This is a genomic window from Pseudomonas sp. PP3 (genome assembly GCF_905336995.1).
Classification (GTDB): domain Bacteria; phylum Pseudomonadota; class Gammaproteobacteria; order Pseudomonadales; family Pseudomonadaceae; genus Aquipseudomonas; species Aquipseudomonas reinekei.
In genome coordinates this window covers 5,538,566-5,556,094 of sequence record NZ_HG995459.1, presented here as the reverse complement: position 1 = coordinate 5,556,094, position 17,529 = coordinate 5,538,566, and the positions used below count along the sequence as shown (strand labels likewise).

Below are 17,529 nucleotides of genomic sequence, written 5' to 3'. Positions count from 1 at the left end.
ATGAATTCTCCACACATGGATTACAGCCTGGCGCCTCGCGCCAGCGGCCTGGTGTCTTGGCTGGAAACGTTCCTGGTGACCGGCCTGGTCATCGGCCTCGGCTTGTGGCTGACCCCGCAAGATCCGTTGCAGATGCACGGCGGGTTCCCCTGGCCGATTCTGGCGCCGCTGCTGTTGGGTGTGCGTTACGGTTTTGTGCGCGGCCTGCTCAGCGCCGGTTTGTTGGTGCTGGCAGTCTTTGCCCTGCGCTACAGCGGCCATGCCGGTTATGAACAGCTTGAGCCGTCGTGGATTGTCGGCGTGCTGGTCTGCGGGATGCTGGTGGGCGAGGTTCGCGATCTGTGGGAACGACGCCTGGAGCGCCTGCAGATGGCCAACGATTATCGCCAGTATCGTCTCGATGAATTCACCCGCGCGCATCAGATTCTTCGGGTCTCCCACGACCGTCTGGAGCAGCGTGTGGCGGGCAGCGACCAAAGCTTGCGCAGCTCCCTGCTGGGCTTGCGCGAAAGACTGCGAGTCATGCCGGAGCACGGCGATGCACTGATGGCCTTGGCTGAACCGATCGTCGCCGTGCTTGGACAATACGGCTCGCTGCGGGTAGCCGGGCTGTATCGGGTCGACGATCGCGGTGAGCGGGTGTTGCCTGCTCCATTGGCAACCATCGGCGTCATGGGCTCGCTGGACACCGAAGACGGTCTGGTCAAATTGTGCCTGGAGCGCGGTGAGCTGGTGAGCGTGCGTCAGGAGTTGATCGATGCCGGTGGCTCGGCGCAATTCTCGTCGTTGCAAGCGTGCATTCCGTTGATCGATGCCGAAGGGCGTCTGTTGGCGGTGCTGGCGGTGCGGCAAATGCCGTTCTTCGCCTTCCAGGATCGGACATTGAGCCTGCTGGCGCTGTTGGCCGGGCACATCGCCGACCTGCTGCTGCGAGACGTGCAAGTGCTGCAACTGGCGGATGCCGACGCGCAGCACTTCACGCTGCAACTCAAGCGCTCGCTGGTCGACGTTGAACGGCATCAGTTATCGGCCGGTCTGTTCGCCTTCGAGATGACCCGTCCCAACGAAGAGCTGACGCGCCTGCTGGAACGCAGCCAGCGCGGTCTGGACTTACACTTGCCGCTGCGTAACAACCGCGATCACCAGCTGCTGCTGGTGCTGCTGCCGTTGACCAGCCCGCAAGGCACCGAGGGCTATCTGTCGCGTATCAACCTGCTGGTGCATGAACACTTCGGCATTGAAAGTGACTTGGACAGCCTCGGAGTGCGGGTCATGCCTTACAACCTGGAGCCTGATGAACACAACGGGCTGCGTAACTTCCTGTTCAACGAGTGTGGTCTGAATGATCAGCAAGTGGCTGTTTAGCGGAGCCTTGTTGTTAGAGGCGGGCAGTTGGGCCAGCTTGTGGGCCGACGCGCCTGAACTGCACCAATTACTGGTGTTCACCCTCACTCATGGTCTGGCCAGCGTGTTGTTGTGCGCGGCGGTCTGGTTGTTGTTGCCGACGCGTTACCGCTCACCTCTGCCCTGGAGCCCGCTGTTTATTTTCAGCCTGGCGTTCTTCGTGCCGGTGCTCGGTACGGTCGGCGTGGTCGCGGCGATCTTCCCGGCGCTGTACCTGCCACGCAAACGCGACAAGCAAGCCTGGCAAGCGGTGGGCATTCCGAGCCTGCCGTATCGGGCGCAGATGCAATTGCATTCGCCAATTTTTGCCGATGGCGGTTTGCAGGATGTCTTGCGTCACGCACCGGATCCGGATCAGCGCCTGGCCGCATTGCTGGCCACCAGGCGTATGCCGGGCAAGGAAGCGGTGCCGATTCTCAAACTGGCGCTGGGCGATCCGAGCGACGATGTGCGGCTGCTGGCGTATTCGATGCTCGACAAGCAGGAAAGCGACATCAACCTGCGCATCCAGATCGCCCTCGGCCAACTGCAAGGCGCCACGACCAAAGCCGCCGGCGTGCTGCACGGTACCCTGGCGCGCTGGTATTGGGAGCTGGCGTACCTGGGGCTGGCGCAAGGCAGCGTACTCGAGCACGTTCTCAATCAAGCCAGCGAGCATGCCGAACAAGGTCTGCAAGCGGGTGAGGGCGGTGAACTGTTTCTGTTGGCCGGGCGTATCGCCCTGGAACGCGGCGACATCGAGCGCGCCGAAGTGCTGCTGACCCAAGCCCAGGAAAACGGCATGGGCGCGGCGCAGATCCTGCCGTTTCACGCCGAGCTGGCGTTCGAAGCCGGTCGTTACCATGAAATTCCAGGGTTGCTCGCAAGCCTTCCCGAGAAAACCCGCCAGCGACCACCCTTCGCTGATCTGGTGAGGAGCTGGACATGATTCACAAGGAAGAGGCGCCGATCGCCGACATCTGCCTGCTGCTCGAAGGCACCTGGCCTTATGTGCGTGGCGGCGTGTCGAGCTGGATTCACCAGATGATCCTCGGCCTGCCGGAGCTGACGTTCTCGGTGATGTTCATCGGCGGGCAGCGTTCGGCCTATGCCGAGCGACGCTATCAAGTGCCGTCGAACGTGCTGCACATCGAAGAAGTGTTCCTCGAAGACGCAACCCACACGACCAACACTCGAGGCACACCGCGCGAGGCCGACCTGCAACAGCTGGAAGACCTCTATCGCTTCCTGCATCACCCGGACGCGCCTGAACCGGCTCTGGGCGAAAACCTGCTCGATTGCATCGCGCAAGGCCGGCTGACCCTCGACGACGTGTTGCGCAGCCGCGCCAGTTGGGAGGCGTTGAGCGAAGGCTATCGCCTGCATTGCGCCGACCCGTCGTTCATCAACTATTTCTGGACCCTGCGCTCAATGCAGTCGCCGTTGCTGATGCTCGCCGAGTCGTCGCGCCGGATGCCGCGGGCGCGGATGCTGCATTCGATTTCCACCGGTTACGCCGGGCTGTTGGGCTGCATTCTCAAACAGCGCTGGAACTGCAGGTACCTGCTCAGCGAGCACGGGATCTACACCAAGGAACGCAAGATCGACCTGGCCCAGGCCAGCTGGATCGCCGAGAGTTCCGGTCAGGCGCTCAACCGCAGCCTCGATGCCGGCTCGGGTTACATCCGGACTTTGTGGGTGCGGTTTTTCGAGCGCATCGGCCAACTGACCTACAACAGCGCCGACAACATCATTTCGCTGTACGACGGCAACCGTCAGCGGCAAATCAAGGACGGTGCCGACCCGGTTCGCACCCAGGTCATTCCCAACGGTATCGACCTGCCGCAGTGGACCGCTGCCCTCGAATCCCGTGCCCCAGGCATTGCGCCGGTGGTGGGTTTGATCGGCCGCGTGGTGCCGATCAAGGACGTAAAGACTTTCCTGCGGGCCATGCGCGGCGTGATCAGCGCCATGCCCGAGGCCGAAGGCTGGATCGTCGGCCCGGAGGAGGAAGACCCTGAATACGTCAGTGAATGCCGCAGCCTGATGGCCAGCCTGGGGCTGGAGGGCAAGGTGCACTTCCTTGGCTTCCAGCGCATCCAGGACATCCTGCCCAAACTCGGGCTCATGGTCCTGACTTCGATCAGTGAGGCGCAACCGCTGGTGATCCTCGAAGCCTGGGCCGCCGGTACGCCGGTGGTCAGCAGTGACGTGGGTTCGTGCCGGGAAATGATCGAAGGCGGCAGCCCTGAAGACCGCGACCTCGGCCTGGCCGGTAAAGTCGTGGCCATTGCCGACCCGCAGGCCACCAGCGTGGCAATCCTCGAACTGCTTCGCAGTCCGCAACGCTGGCAAGCGGCTCAGGCCAGCGGCTTGTTGCGGGTCAACCGTTACTACACCGAAGCCTTGATGCTGCAGCGTTATCGCGACTTGTATCAAGCCGCCATGGAGAACAGTTAAATGGCCGGGATTGGCTTCGAACTCCGCAAGATCCTGTCGCGTGATTCCTACACCGCGACCTTGCATGCCTACGTCTACGCCGGGCTGATCAGCTCCGGGCCCTGGGTGCTGTCGATCATCAGCGTGATGCTGGTGGGTATCATCAGCCTGAGCCGTGTCGTGCCCAATACACTGGTAGGGCAGTTCCTGGTGACGGTCACCTATCTGATGGCCAGTTCGCTCATCCTGACGGGCGGTTTGCAGCTGTTTTTCACGCGGTTCGTTTCCGACCGGTTGTTTGAAAACAAGCACGACCAGATCCTGCCCAACCTGGTGGGTGTGCTGTTGATAGTCACCATCGGAGCCGGCGTACTGGGTATCGTTGTGCTGAGTGTGTTGTTCGACCAGCCGCTGATGTACCGGCTGCTGGTGCTGTCGAACTTCGTGGTGCTGTGCAACCTGTGGATGGTGATCATCTTCCTCTCGGGGATGAAAGCTTATAACCGCATCCTGCTGGTGATGCTGGTGGGCTACGTGCTGATGGTCATCAGTGCCTATCTGCTGAGCTTCCTGGGAATAGCGGGCCTGCTGTTGGCGTTGTTGATCGGGCACAGTACGCTGCTGTTCCTGTTTCTCTACGACATCCTGCGCGAATACCGTGCCGAGAAATTGGTGGCCTTCGATTTTCTTGACCGGCGCCACGTGTTTGTCAGTCTTTTGGTGACCGGGTTTTTCTATAACTTTGGCATCTGGATCGACAAGTTCCTGTTCTGGTTCAACCCCGGCACTTCGAACACCGTCATCGGCCCACTGCGGGCCTCGATCTTGTACGACCTGCCGATCTTCCTCGCGTACCTGGCGATCATCCCCGGGATGGCGGTGTTCCTGGTGCGTATCGAAACCGATTTCGCCGAGTGGTATGACCGACTGTTCCGGGCCATTCGCGAAGGCGAGACTTTGCAGCACATCAATTCGCTGAAGACCGAGATGACCTTGTCGATCCGTCAGGGCCTGCTGGAAATCTGCAAGGTGCAGGGACTGACCGTGGTGCTGTTGTTCCTGTTCGCCCCGCGCTTGCTGGACTGGCTGGGCATCTCCAGTTATTACCTGCCACTGTTCTACATCGACCTGATCGGCGTGAGCATCCAGGTGGTGTTCATGGCGTTGCTCAACGTGTTTTTCTACCTCGACAAGCGTGCCGTGGTGCTGGAACTGTGCGTGATCTTCGCGGTGCTGAACGCCGGGTTGACGCTACTGAGCATGCACCTCGGGCCGAGCTTCTTTGGCTACGGTTTCACCCTGTCGTTGCTGGTGTGCGTGTTGCTTGGCCTGCATAGGCTGTCCACCGCACTGGAAGACCTTGAGTACGACACCTTCATGTTGTCGCGCTGAAGCGTTCTGGCGGTACAAAAAAGGCACTGTCGATGATCGGCAGTGCCTTTTTTAGTGGGGGCGTGGACCTGTCAGCGGTCACTTACTTATCGTCGTGACGGTCTTTCGTTGTACGGATGAGGTTGTCGCGCAGTTTCACAATGGCCTGCTGGATTTGCACGAAATCATCCGGATCAAGACCGGTTTGCGGGAAGCCTTCTTCCGTCAGTCCTTCGCGCAGTTTCCGCCCTTCTTTCGTCAGGCTTATTCGCACCTGGCGCTCATCTTCCGGGTCGCGTTGGCGCAACAGATAGCCCATGGCTTCCAGTTTTTTCAGGATCGGCGTGAGGGTGTTGGATTCAAGAAACAGCTTTTCGCCAAGGCTGCCAACGGTCTGGTCATCCTGCTCCCACAGCGCAACCAGGGTGATGAATTGCGTATAGGTCAGGCCAAGTCGTTCGAGCATGGGCTTGTACGCCTTGCCGAAGGCGAGGTTGGAGGAATAGACCGCAAAGCACAGGAATTCGGAAAGCTTCAGGTCGAGGGCGGATGTCTTGTCGGCGGATTTCATGCGCAATCTCTCTGGGCAAAGACGGATGGAGTGCAAGGCCAGACTATACGTCGTATGCGATGGTATCGGAAGTGCTCATACCTTTGCAGGTCCGTATCCACGGGGGCCCGGTCCATGAAGCCGACGACCGGTCCACAGGGGGAAATATCCTGGGGACCGGTTGTGCAGTGCCTTATGCAGTCTGGACGTTAATGGCGACATCGATATTGCCGCGTGTTGCCTTGGAGTACGGGCAGATGGAGTCGGCGATATGCGCCAGTTCGGTCGCGACGTCGTGTGCCAACCCCGGAACGCGCAGAGTCAAACGGGCCTGAAGGAAGTAGGCCAGCCCCGTCTGGCCCAGGTCTACTTCGATGTCGACGGCGAGGTCTGCCGGCAGTGCGATGTTGCGCTCGGCGGCAACCAGGCCAACCGCTGCGGTGTAGCAGGCCGACCATGCTCCGGCGAACAATTGCTCGGCTTTCGGATGCGGTTGGGTGGCGGCAAACACGTGGGCCGGCTGGGCAGAACCGGGAGACGACAGCTCGATGTCGAGGGTGCCGTTATGGCCGCGCGAGGTGGTGCCGGCGTTGCTCAGGGTGGTGTGGGTTTTGCCGGTGGCCAGTACTTTTTCGATTTTGCTCATGGGATGATTCCTCAAGGTTGTTAGTTTGTGCGATCTAATCGTATGCGATATATATGCTGTGAAAATGGGTTTAGCAATCGGTTGCTGCAGTGATCCAGTTGTTGCCGTTGTGACCTTGGGCAGCGCGAGCGTTGGTGGTCAACATGGTGTGGATGCTGGCGGTGTTCATGGTTGAATCTCCAAACGGCAACGGGGTTTGTGTTGTTGGTCGCTTTCGATTAGATCGTGTGCGATGTATTTATATTCTGCGAAAGCCCCAACGATGTCAAAGATTATTTTTCGCCAGGACGATGAGCGGTAGGAATGGGCATCGCGTGCGTCATCCGAAAAGTTTAAGGGTATTGGTGACCTGGCTCGCCAACTGCGCGGAGCAGAGACTGTCGAGGCGGAGGCGAAAGCTGGAGGGGGTTACTGAATCGCAGGCACAAAAAAAGACGTCCGTGGACGTCTTTTTTTGATCATTTGGTGGGCCGGGGGGATTTGAATTTAAAATTCATCTAATTGATTTACTAACCTATTTATTATCCTGATTAGCTAGGTGGAATACCGTTTGGAATGCCGCTTGCTCTGAACACAAGGCAAATCTTCGGAAGTCGTTATATATGATTATCCAAATCATATAGGACGGGTCCGAAATGAGCAGACTGTCTAGTCCGTTTCCTGTCAACGAGTCGGAAGCAAGGCACCCCTAAGAATAGAACCTTCCGTCTCCACCAATTTCTTATCCGGGGTGATTTCCGCGACCCTCCGTCTTACTTGATATCCGTTCGGCTGGGCAGATAGCGGTGGTGTTTCAGATCGCTAGGTGCCAGAGCCGATAGCTTTTCCGCAAATGAGTCGAATTGTCATTGCGCCTTGTTGAGCAAACGCACCTTCAACCGCTCTATCGTCCAACGCCACTTGGGTGTAGTTGGTCGGCAGACAGTGTTTTGGTTGCCGAACAGACCGACTTCTTTGATGGCCTGTTCAACCGGCACGGTTTGCAGCCATTCCACGGGCACGAAGTACTCGCACAGCGCTGGGTCATTGCTGTATTCGGCGTGGTAGGTGCCACGTGTTGCGGCTTGCAGTATCGGCGTATCGACGCCGTTGTGGGGCACGGTGAAGTCTGCCGCTGCTGTGGCCCGTCCGGTTACACGGCCGACACCAACGTACCCTTGCTGCGGAATGTTGACCCACACCCGGTCGCCGGGCGCGAGCATCTTCAGGCTGTTGCTGTACCAGGTGCCGCCACCTCCACAGATAAAACCGAAGGCTTGCGCATCCAGCCAAGAACGCGTCGGGCTGTGGCCAAACGAGCAATAAAACTCACCATTCCACGGCTCACTAGTGCCGTCGCTGCGGGTGTTGCTGGCATTGGCCTGGGTTTCTACGGGGTCGAGCAGCCAGGAACGGCTGATCAGCTGTTGCTCGCCTTGCCGGAACACCTGAAAACACAGCACGTTGATGGCGATATCCCGCTCGCTGAGGTACGCCACGATACGCTCGGTGCTGGCGTCTAGCCCGGACGCGACGATGATGATCTGGTGACTTTGGTTGAGCGCCTCTTCATCCAGCGGCAGGCCGAAGTAGGCCTGAAAGTCCGCCGCCAAATCGGCGTTCTGGCGATAGCGTTTGTAGATGGCGGCAATATCCTCGGCGGCCAGTTTTTCCACCCACGAGGCATAGTCCAGCGCCTGCGCCACCACATCACGCGGGGTACGGTCGCGCTTGAGTTCGATCAGCACCAGGGAGGCATCCGGGGCGATGGCCAGCAGATCAATCCGCCCGCCCAGCCCGGTACTTTCCTGGCGGCCAATCAGCATCCACTCCTCCGATAGCAGCCGTGGCGCGCTGACGATCATGTCTTCCAGCAACTGCTCGCTGGGCAGGATGCACTCATGCAACTGGCTGGGTTGGCCACCGACCGTCCAGATTTGCGTTCTGACGGGCATGGGGTTGTCCTTAACGTGATGCGGCCTGCAAGCCGCTAGGCCACTGCTTGCTCGACCAGAGTGCTGGCCAGTTGTTCGTTGAGTTGGCGGGCCTGGGTTAGGCGGGTTTTCAGTTGGTCGCAGAGGGCCATGAGTTGATCGACTTTGGCGACGATGCGGTGTTGCTCGGCGAGTGGTGGAATCGCCAAGACAATGGGATAGATTTTTCTACCTGAGATTACAGGTTGTGCTGTCGCGTTTTCCTGCTCTTTGAGATTCGTTCCTTTGAGAAGCCAAAAGAGAAAGTTCTTATAAAGATTCTCTTCTGAGAAATTCACAATCAAGGCGTTGTCAGTAATCCATGCGCTGGCTGGCGTTAAATGTATTGATCCGCAGTAATAGCCTACGCGACCAATAACCAAAGTCGCTTTATCGACGTTCTTTTCATTGTGGTATCCAGTTACACCATTCCCACCATAAACAGGGATTCCACCTTCTACTTTCATGTTTGCGGATACAAGTCCATCACCAGAGGAAACGGAAATGATCTGCTGCAGCCGTACCCATTCCCAGCCACTTGGACGCTCGAACGTCTTTTCAGTGTCATCAATACTAGGTAGTGCAGTGTGTTTTGCTGATCGCCGACCAGTCACACAACTTTCCCTTTCCTCAGCAATCCGCCTAAGCAGTTCACTGGTTGGCTCATCACTGGGATCTTGCGGCACCAGTTTCCCCATCACGGCCAGTTGAAGGAGGGTTTGTTTGAGGGCGTCGATGCTGGGTTCGGTGGCGAACAGGATGTGGAAGTGTTCGGCCAGGCGTTGCCAGTTGGAGGCGAAGTCGGCGGCGTCGCTGGCTTGGGTCAGGCTGTCGAGCAGCGCTTGCACCAGCTGTGTGTGGGCGCTTTCGGCGTCGGCCTGCTCGGCTTCCAGGCGGTCGCACAGGGCCATTAGCTCATCGACTTTGGCGACGATTCGTTGTTGTTCGGCCAAAGGAGGAATTGGGATCAGCAACTGTGCCATCGATTCGGAGTTGAGGGTATTACCCATCAATGCATTCTTCTGCTGTCCACCAAGAGCGATACTCGGCAGAAATCTAAAGAGGTATTCCTTAGAAACACCGTTGTAAGGCGATAACGAAATAATTGCTTCGTTGTGGTATGCATCGATACTCAGAATCGCGACCTTACCAACGGTCAGCTTGAAGCTCATCAGCAGTGTGCCTGCGGGAACCGGCTGATATTTGAAAATATCCTTGCTGGCAACTTCCGAAACTCTACGTGAGGTTTGTGTTATTTCGCCGTAGTGCTCCATGTCGGAAATGCTTACCCACGGTAAGCCTGAGTCATCCCAGTATTTAGCTTCCTTGGTTGGAGGCGTTTTACCAATTTGATAACTCGCAGCCCCAGGTAAAGTTGTCCATTCCCAACCCGCAGGCAGGTGGTAAAGTTTTTCCAGAGTTTCAACATCTGGTAGCGATTTTGGTTTTTTGATTTTGCCTTCAGCCACCAACCGAGTTTTTTCCTCGGTAATCCGCTTTAGCAACTCACTGGCCGGCTCATCACTCGGATCTTGCGGCACTAACTTGCCGCGCACCGCCAGCTCCAGAATCAGCTCGCGCAGTTTTTTGATACCATTGGGCGCACCGGCCAGCAGCGGCAGGTTGTCGGTGATCAATGCCGTCATACCTGACGCTCCAGGGCTTCCGCCAGCACCGCCTTGAGCTGTTCGCGCAGGTCGCTGATCTCGCCTTGCAGATTGGCGTAGTTACGCAGCAGTTCGTCTGGGTCGTGGCTGATCTGTTCGCCGATATGCGGGTTTTTGCAGTCCAGGTTCCAGTTGCGGGCTTGCAGCTCTTCGAGGCTGACCTGCCAGGCGAATTCGTTCTTCACGCGAGCGGCAAAACCATCGGCTTCGCTGCCCCACCAGGCTTCCTCGACGGCGAATTCTTCGATGCGCATAGGGCGGGTCTTGGAGTAGTTCTTCACCCCGGCCGGGTACTGGTGTTCGTAGAACCACACCTGTTTGGTGGGTGTGCCTTTGGTGAAGAACAGTAGGTTGGTCTTGATGCCGGTGTAGGGGTTGAACACGCCGTTGGGCAGGCGAACGATGGTGTGCAGGTTGCACTCGGTGAGCAGTTTTTCCTTGATGCGGCTTTTGATGCCTTCGCCGAACAGAAAGCCATCGGGCAGCACCACGGCGGCGCGGCCGCCGTCCTTGAGCAGCTGCATGATCAGCACCAGGAACAAATCGGCGGTTTCTCGGGTGCGGAAGGCGGCGGGGAAGTTGGTTTCGATGCCGTCTTCTTCCATGCCGCCGAACGGCGGGTTGGCGACGATGCAGTGCACACGCTCGCTCGGGCCCCAGCTGATCAGCGGTTTGCTCAGGGTGTTGTCGTGGCGGATCTGGCTGGGCACCTCGATGCCGTGCAGGATCATGTTGGTGGTGGCCAGCAGGTGCGGCAGCGGCTTTTTCTCCACGCCGAAAATGCTGGCCTGCAGGGTGCGTTCATCCTCGGCGGTTTTCACGTAGCGGCTGCGTTTGTGCTCGATGGCGCAGGTGAGAAAGCCACCCGTGCCGCAGGCCGGGTCCATGACTTTTTCGTCCAGCTTGGGGTCGACCATGCGCACCATAAATTCGGTGACCGGACGCGGGGTGTAGAATTCACCGGCGTTGCCGGCGTTCTGCAGGTCGCGCAGCAGTTGCTCGTAAAGGTTGCCGAACTCGTGGCGCTCTTGGGCTTTGTTGAAGTCCACGCCTTCCTGAATCTTGTTGATCACCTGGCGCAGCAACTGGCCGGACTTCATGTAGTTGTAGGCGTCTTCAAATACGCTGCGCACCACAAAGGCCGACGGCGTGTTGCTGTATTCGTGCAGGTTCTGCAGCTGGGGGAAGAGGTTGTTGTCGATAAAGTCCTTCAGCGCATCGCCCGTCATGCCTTCCGGGTCGGCGGCCCAGGTGCGCCAGCGGCAGCTCTCAGGGATGGGCGACTTGTAGTTGTCGTCCATAAGCTCCCATTCCAGCTCGCGGTCATCGAAGATCTTCAGGAACAGCAGCCAGACCAACTGGCCAATGCGCTGGGCGTCACCGTCGACACCAACGTCTTTGCGCATGATGTCCTGGATGGATTTGATGGTGGAGCTGATGGACATAACGAATTCTCATTTGATGCGGCAAAGCAGGGGATTGTAATGGAGTTGGCTAATTAGGTGAGTAAGGCTGTGCCCTTACCCACCTAAGCATGGAGTCGGTTAACTGGCATAAAGCGCGTCTTCCAGTTCATGGATGGCTTTGTTATAGCCAGCTTTGCCGCCAAAGGCTTTAACCAGTTCGATGGGGGCACCAAGTTGGTTAAAGGGATCAAGCTGGAGGATTTTGATGTCCTCTATGTGCTCAATGCCGGTGTCGGCGTATTTATCCAGCAGCGCTTCCAGCACTTGGCGGGCTGCACCGGAATACTTGGCGAAGTAATTGCGCTTTTTCACCTGTTCGGCGCGTTCTTTACGCGACAGTGGCGGTTGGTCGAAGGCGACGTGGCAGATCAAATCAAACGGATCGAGGGGCTTGCCCTGTTTCTTTTCCACTTCTTCGGCTAGGGCTTCCCACATTACGCCCTGGGTGGCCATTTCGTCGATGATGGCCTTTTTCTGCTCGGCATCACTCCAACGGCGTAGAAAGTCGTCCAGCGAGGAGAACTGTTTTTGCACGCAGGTGCGGGTGTAGTCGTGCAGCGATTCGGTGATCAGCCGGCCATCCGGGCCGTAGTACTGCACACGCTCGGCGATGACATAGATCGGGATGCTGTCGATGACGTACTTGATGCGCTTCTTGCCGTCTTCCTCGCCGGTAAAGTCCAGATCATCACCTTCTCCATCACTGCCTGCGCTGATGCCATCGCCTTCAAGTAAATCGTCGGGCGGGACTGGCGGCTCGATGCCTTCGGGGGCGTAGACCACCACCGGGTCACCGTCGAAGGCCGGGTCGGCAAACAGCTCGGTGGCCTTTTTGAAGTCCATGATGGTGAACCAGTATTTGCCGAAGTCTTCATTGATGCGGGTGCCACGGCCGATGATCTGCTTGAACTCGGTCATCGACTTGATGTGCTGGTCGAGCACGATCAGCTTGCAAGTCTGCGCATCGACACCGGTGGTCATCAGCTTGCTGGTGGTGGCGATGACCGGGTAGCGCTCTTCCGGGTTGATGAAGTTATCCAGCTCGGCCTTGCCTTCCTGATCATCGCCGGTGATGCGCATGACGTACTTGCGGTTCTCAGCCACGCGCTCGGGGTTGAGGTTGACCAAGGCCTGGCGCATACGCTCGGCGTGATTGATATCGTCGCAGAAGACGATGGTTTTCTGGAACGGGTCGGAGGCCTTGAGGAACTCTGTGACCTTCTGCGCCACCAGTTGGGTACGCGCCTCGATGACCAGCGTGCGATCCATGTCCTTGAGGTTGTAGATGCGATCTTCGATCAGCTCGCCATTCTTGTCGAGCATGCCCTTGGGTGGGCGCCAGCCTTGCAGGTCTTTGTCGAAGTCGATCCGCACCACTTTATAGGGCGCGAGAAAACCGTCCTCGATGCCCTGTTTGAGAGTGTAGCTGTACACCGGCTCACCGAAGTAGGTGATGCTGGACACCTCTTTGGTTTCCTTCGGTGTTGCGGTGAGGCCGACATGGGTGGCGTTGGAGAAGTAGTCAAGAATCTCGCGCCAGGCGGAGTCCTCGGCGGCGCTGCCACGGTGGCATTCGTCGATCACGATCAAGTCGAAGAAGTCGCGGGAGAACTGCTTGTAGACGTTCATCTCTTCTTCAGCGCCAGTAACCGCCTGATAGAGCGACAGGTAGATCTCGTAGGAGGTGTCTATCTGGCGTCTGGCGATTTTGGTCATCGCCTGGCCGAAGGGCTTAAAGTCGTTGTTCTTTGTCTGGTCGACCAGGATGTTGCGGTCGGCAAGGAACAGGATTCTTTTTTTCTGTTTTGATTTCCACAGTCGCCAGATGATTTGAAAGGCGGTGTAGGTTTTTCCGGTGCCAGTTGCCATTACCAGCAGAACGCGGTCCTGCCCGCGTGCTACCGCCTCAACGGTGCGGTTGATGGCGTTCATTTGGTAATAGCGCGGCATACGTCCTGAGCCGTCGTCGTAGTAGGGCGCTTCTATCTTGTGTTGAGCAGCATTGTCCAACCCCTTCCATTGGCAGTAGCGGTGCCAAAGTTCGGCAGGACTAGGGAACTGATCCAAGGAGAGTTCAGTTTCGACCTTGCTGCCTGTCCCACTGCGATCATGAAAGAGGAAACCATCGCCATTGCTGGAGAACACGAACGGCACATCCAACGCCTCTGCATAGCCAAGAGCTTGCTGCATACCGGAGCCAATGGAGTGCTTGTTATCCTTCGCCTCGATCACAGCGATAGGCAGGTTGGCTTGGTGGTATAGGATGAAGTCTGCACGGCGTGCTTCGCCCCGGCTGTGAAGCTTGCCACGGACCATAATGCGGCCTTTGGTGAAGCTGACCTCCTCACGCACCTGTTTGTGCATGTCCCACCCAGATTGCTGGATAGCTGGGGCGATGTATTTACTGCAGATGTCCCGCTCGGAAAGTGATTTCTTGTCCATGGCTGGCTGTATCCCTATGACATGCTGCGGACTTTACCAGAAGGGCTAGAGGCATGCTGCCAGTATTGAGGGCTGGCACTCTCAGCATCGGCCGTGAGGCCTGCGTATGCCCTGACAGCGGTTGAAAGCCCATGGCTTTTCTAGTCGTCGGGCGAGCAGCCGTACGGTCAGTAGGTAGTAATACTGTGAAGCACCACTTCGTTCTTTTAGGCGTTGCTCGAGAAACCAAACCAAATGCTTTCTCTGCCAGGCCCAAGGCGTTTCTCGCTGCCAGCGTTCTGCTATTTCAGCCTGGATGATTTTCGCCTGTCGTACATGGCGTTGTTGGGTTGCCTGCGACCCCGTCAGCACTCCAGCCAAGAACAGTTCCATGTCGAATTGCTTACTCATGTCCGCCCTCCAACGTAGGCAGCGACCACGTCGATCCGACCGTGCCCCAGCTCGTAGCTGATTTGCCTCCGGGCCTCACAATCAAGGTTCCTATGTAACTGGCAACAGTGGCCGCCGTTGATAGGCGGGTGGTGTTGGGTGATTTGCTCATAGCGCTCACATGCGTAGGCCGCTCGTAGCTCATGGAAACCTTTGAGGTTGTGTGCATGCAGGATGTCTCGCGCAGGGCGGATGATTTCTTGCAGAAAATTCAGGTAGCTTTCATGTGGCGCAATCAGGTTGCGGCTACTTCCGGGCGACACCCGCTGTGCAAATCCAAGCGCGCTTTGAACATGTTCGTCCACCGCAATCCAGCGAGCTGCCGAGGCCCCGGCGCGGCCACCTTTTGTGCCATCCTGGATGTTGATCTTGCCGCAGGCTTCAGCCTCCCGGCTAAGCCGTGGGAGGTCAGCCAAGATGGCCTCACGCAAGCGCATGCCGGTGGCTCTTGCCAACAGTACTATTGCGGCGGCCCGTAGCTGATGATGGCGGCAAAGCTCATCGACGATCTGCTTAACTTGTTCGCGGTCTTGGCCTTGCGGCACCGACTGCCGAACCCCGGTGCGCTGCATTCCCAACGCCTTGCTCGGACTGGGCAACTTCACGTACTGATCACCGCGAAGCGCTGTCATGGTCCTGTTAACGCTGGATAGCCGGTTTTGTGCCGTGCTGACGGCGAGATCACCGCGTCCCACCATGTCGCGCAGATATGCCGCATAGTCCGCCAATACCTTCCGATCAATTTGCCGCGCATCATTGATACCGGGCCCCTCCTCGGAACGACACCACTTCACGAATGCCCGCCACCGATCACAGTGCGCCTTGACCGTGCCGTAGTGGCCACCGCCGAACATGTCTCTCAGCGCCTGCAGCCCTGCGTAACTCAATTGCCTGCCGTAGCCAAAATTGCGGCCGTCGCGTCTACCCACCAATGCCATGTCGATCACCTCATCGCTGTTCTCCGATCCTCGCCCACGTCATCCCGCCAAGAATGCTGAGTGTTATCAGGGATCAAGGTCCCTGCGACCTGTGGGGAATGTCCACTACGCGGGACTTGCGGCTCCTTACGTCCGGGAGCAAGGGCATCTCATGATCTGGCCTCCTGAACACCGTTACCGGTGGGCGGGTGGAGGCAGCGCTGGCTGACGAGACCAGCGCCTGAAGATCCTGAGTCGGGTGGACGCAGCGGTGCGATGACCGGCGCATGCCTGACTGTCAGTCAGGTGCAGTCCATTTCCTGGTCTGCGGCACCATCATCTGCAGCGCTGTTGCTGGTGAAATCGGCGTTTGTCACGCCAATTGTCACGAGAGGAGTTGCCGCAAAGCCAAGTGCGATGAGGGCTGCAGCAGTGTTAGAAACGCCCGTCTCTTTCCAGTAGAAAGAGACGGGCGCAGGTTGGCGCAAGATTTGGCCAAGCGGATAGGTTGCTGCAGGGCAGCGAAGTAGGAAGTGTCGTCTGGCGCACGAGGGCCATGATCTGAAGTAGGCATCCATCACCGGGGAGGTGACCGGGCGAGCTGCCGGATGCTAATCGCCATTTGGGGGCGAACCACCGCGGGAGCGGCGTGACCTTCAAGGTTCGGGTCACCTGGGTTGCTGTCATCGACAGCGCTTGCACGGCCAGTTCTACGCCTGTGGATAAACCCGGTCAAGGGTCGAAATTCGGCGCTACTAGGGACGTGAAAACCAATTATCTACCGGTGGAATTCCGTGGCAAACCCCGGACAACGTGGTCGATTTTAGCTCTTCAAAGTAAGGTCCCTCCAAACAGGGCGGCTTTGCAGCCCTGTTTGGAGGGACCCGCGCTGAGAAGCGGATAAGCGAGGCTGCTTGCCCCGAATCTTGAACGTTCAGTTGTTGCTACTGCACTTCTTGCGCCTGTACAGCGCTAGCGAATCGGCACCAAGTTCTTGTCTCTGACTTGGCCGTAAGCTGAGGCGAGCAGGCTGCCGGTGGCGGCTTTCTGGATGTACTCACTCCACCAAGCCATCATCGGACGTCGACGCTCGATGTAGTCGGCTCGGTTGTAGGCGCTGCGCACCTCATCCTTGTCGACATGCGCCAGTGCGACCTCAATGAGTTCCGGGTCCCACCCATGTTCATTCAAGATGGTGCTGGCCATAGAGCGCATGCCGTGGCTGACCAAGCGATCCTGGAAGCCCATCCGTTTCAACGCCATGTTGGCGGTCTGGCTATTGGCATGAGTACGCGGATTTCGGTCCGCCGGGAAGACGTATTCGCGATGGCCGCTGTGAGTCTTCAGTGACTGCAACAGTGCGACAGCGTGATCACTCAACGGGATGCTGTGAGGGCGGCGCTTCTTCATCCGCTCCGGCGGGATAGTCCAGACACGTCTTTCAAAGTCGATGTCTGCCCAGCGAGTAGTTGCCGCCTCGGCGGGGCGAGTTATCGTGTGCAACTGCCACTCGATCAGGCAGCGGGTCGTGCGTTTGATACTGGCGTTCGCGATTTCCAGCATGAGCTCCGGGAGCTCTTCTGGCGGAAGCGCAGCCATGTTTTCTTTCTTGGGTTTTTTGAATACTGCCCTGATGCCGGTGAGTGGGTTGGCGAAGATCAGTCCGGAGTTGACGCCGTAGGTCATGATCTCGTTTAGCCGCTGGCTGAGACGCTTGACCGTTTCCAGGCTGCCTTTCGCTTCGATTGGGCGAAGCAGTCCGATCACCATCGGTGCAGTGATTTTCGCGAGTGGGGTCGTCTTCAAATCGGGGAACACGTGCAGCGTGAGCGAACGCCAAATGTCCTCGGCGTAGGCCGGGGTAACCGAGTCTTTTTTGAGCTCGAACCAGGCGGTGGTCACGTTCTCGAAGGTGTGTTCGGTTTCCGCGCGTTTGGCTTCATTCAACGTATTGCGCTGCACCTTCGGATCGATGCCTTGGGCGAGCAGCTCGCGAGCTTCGACTGCCTTCTTTCGTGCGTTCGCCAGTGACAGTTCGGGATAGGTCCCGAAGCCAATGTTGATGCGCTTCTTGGTCACCGGTTCGCGGTAGTTGAAATTCCACAGCAACGAGCCGTTGCTGCGTACCCGGAGCTGCAAACCGTCACCGTCCGTTAGGACGTAATCCTTGGACGCGGGTTTGACTCCCTTGAGCTGTCGATCGGAGAGGCGGAGGTTTTGGGCAGGCATGAGATTGTCCTCAAGCACTGATTCGGTATTCCAAAGAT

13 protein-coding genes are annotated in these 17,529 nt (G+C 57.9%); 4 read left to right on the top strand and 9 right to left on the bottom strand.

Annotated features, from left to right (window positions below; all coding sequences use genetic code 11):
- The 4 genes from KHO07_RS25270 to pelG are packed head-to-tail and all read left to right on the top strand — an operon-like array spanning nucleotide 1 to nucleotide 5,214.
- Complete coding sequence (locus tag KHO07_RS25270) at nucleotides 1-1,365, top strand: PelD GGDEF domain-containing protein (RefSeq protein ID WP_244858250.1); 1,365 nt, start codon at nucleotides 1-3, stop codon at nucleotides 1,363-1,365.
- Nucleotides 1,343-2,332, top strand: coding sequence for a HEAT repeat domain-containing protein (locus KHO07_RS25265; protein ID WP_150731758.1), 990 nt, complete (start codon nucleotides 1,343-1,345; stop codon nucleotides 2,330-2,332). The genes KHO07_RS25270 and KHO07_RS25265 overlap by 23 nt, the downstream gene beginning before the upstream one ends.
- Nucleotides 2,329-3,843: a GT4 family glycosyltransferase PelF gene (pelF, locus tag KHO07_RS25260; protein ID WP_150731759.1), complete on the top strand. Its 1,515-nt coding sequence runs from the start codon at nucleotides 2,329-2,331 to the stop codon at nucleotides 3,841-3,843. The genes KHO07_RS25265 and pelF overlap by 4 nt, the downstream gene beginning before the upstream one ends.
- Nucleotides 3,844-5,214 (top strand): exopolysaccharide Pel transporter PelG, encoded by a 1,371-nt coding sequence (gene pelG / locus KHO07_RS25255; RefSeq protein WP_150731760.1) that lies wholly within the window; start codon nucleotides 3,844-3,846, stop codon nucleotides 5,212-5,214. It begins immediately after the preceding gene.
- Between the two features lie 82 nt (nucleotides 5,215-5,296).
- Here pelG and KHO07_RS25250 read toward each other — a convergent pair whose 3' ends face one another.
- The 9 genes from KHO07_RS25250 to KHO07_RS25210 form a co-directional block, all read right to left on the bottom strand.
- Nucleotides 5,297-5,764 (bottom strand): MarR family transcriptional regulator, encoded by a 468-nt coding sequence (locus tag KHO07_RS25250; protein WP_212625835.1) that lies wholly within the window; start codon nucleotides 5,762-5,764, stop codon nucleotides 5,297-5,299.
- Nucleotides 5,765-5,936: 172 nt separating this feature from the next.
- The gene (locus tag KHO07_RS25245; RefSeq protein WP_150731762.1) at nucleotides 5,937-6,389 is read right to left on the bottom strand and encodes an Ohr family peroxiredoxin; all 453 of its coding nucleotides are present in this window, start codon (nucleotides 6,387-6,389) and stop codon (nucleotides 5,937-5,939) included.
- 845 nt (nucleotides 6,390-7,234) lie between these two features.
- Nucleotides 7,235-8,323, bottom strand: coding sequence for an endonuclease NucS domain-containing protein (locus KHO07_RS25240; protein WP_212625834.1), 1,089 nt, complete (start codon nucleotides 8,321-8,323; stop codon nucleotides 7,235-7,237).
- Between the two features lie 35 nt (nucleotides 8,324-8,358).
- Nucleotides 8,359-9,987, bottom strand: a complete 1,629-nt coding sequence (locus tag KHO07_RS25235) for a restriction endonuclease subunit S (RefSeq protein WP_212625833.1) — start codon at nucleotides 9,985-9,987, stop codon at nucleotides 8,359-8,361.
- Nucleotides 9,984-11,453 (bottom strand): class I SAM-dependent DNA methyltransferase, encoded by a 1,470-nt coding sequence (locus tag KHO07_RS25230; protein ID WP_212625832.1) that lies wholly within the window; start codon nucleotides 11,451-11,453, stop codon nucleotides 9,984-9,986. Before KHO07_RS25230 ends, KHO07_RS25235 begins: the two co-directional genes overlap by 4 nt.
- A gap of 99 nt (nucleotides 11,454-11,552) precedes the next feature.
- Nucleotides 11,553-13,916 carry a DEAD/DEAH box helicase family protein gene (locus KHO07_RS25225; protein WP_212625831.1) on the bottom strand — a complete coding sequence of 788 codons (2,364 nt, stop codon included), beginning with the start codon at nucleotides 13,914-13,916 and terminating at the stop codon, nucleotides 11,553-11,555.
- 81 nt (nucleotides 13,917-13,997) lie between these two features.
- Entirely contained in the window at nucleotides 13,998-14,306 is a 309-nt protein-coding gene (locus KHO07_RS25220) for a hypothetical protein (RefSeq protein ID WP_212625830.1), read from the bottom strand.
- Nucleotides 14,303-15,283 carry an integrase domain-containing protein gene (locus tag KHO07_RS25215; protein ID WP_212625829.1) on the bottom strand — a complete coding sequence of 327 codons (981 nt, stop codon included), beginning with the start codon at nucleotides 15,281-15,283 and terminating at the stop codon, nucleotides 14,303-14,305. The genes KHO07_RS25220 and KHO07_RS25215 overlap by 4 nt, the downstream gene beginning before the upstream one ends.
- A gap of 951 nt (nucleotides 15,284-16,234) precedes the next feature.
- Nucleotides 16,235-17,491 (bottom strand): integrase domain-containing protein, encoded by a 1,257-nt coding sequence (locus KHO07_RS25210; protein WP_212625828.1) that lies wholly within the window; start codon nucleotides 17,489-17,491, stop codon nucleotides 16,235-16,237.
- Between the last annotated feature and the right edge of the window lie 38 nt (nucleotides 17,492-17,529).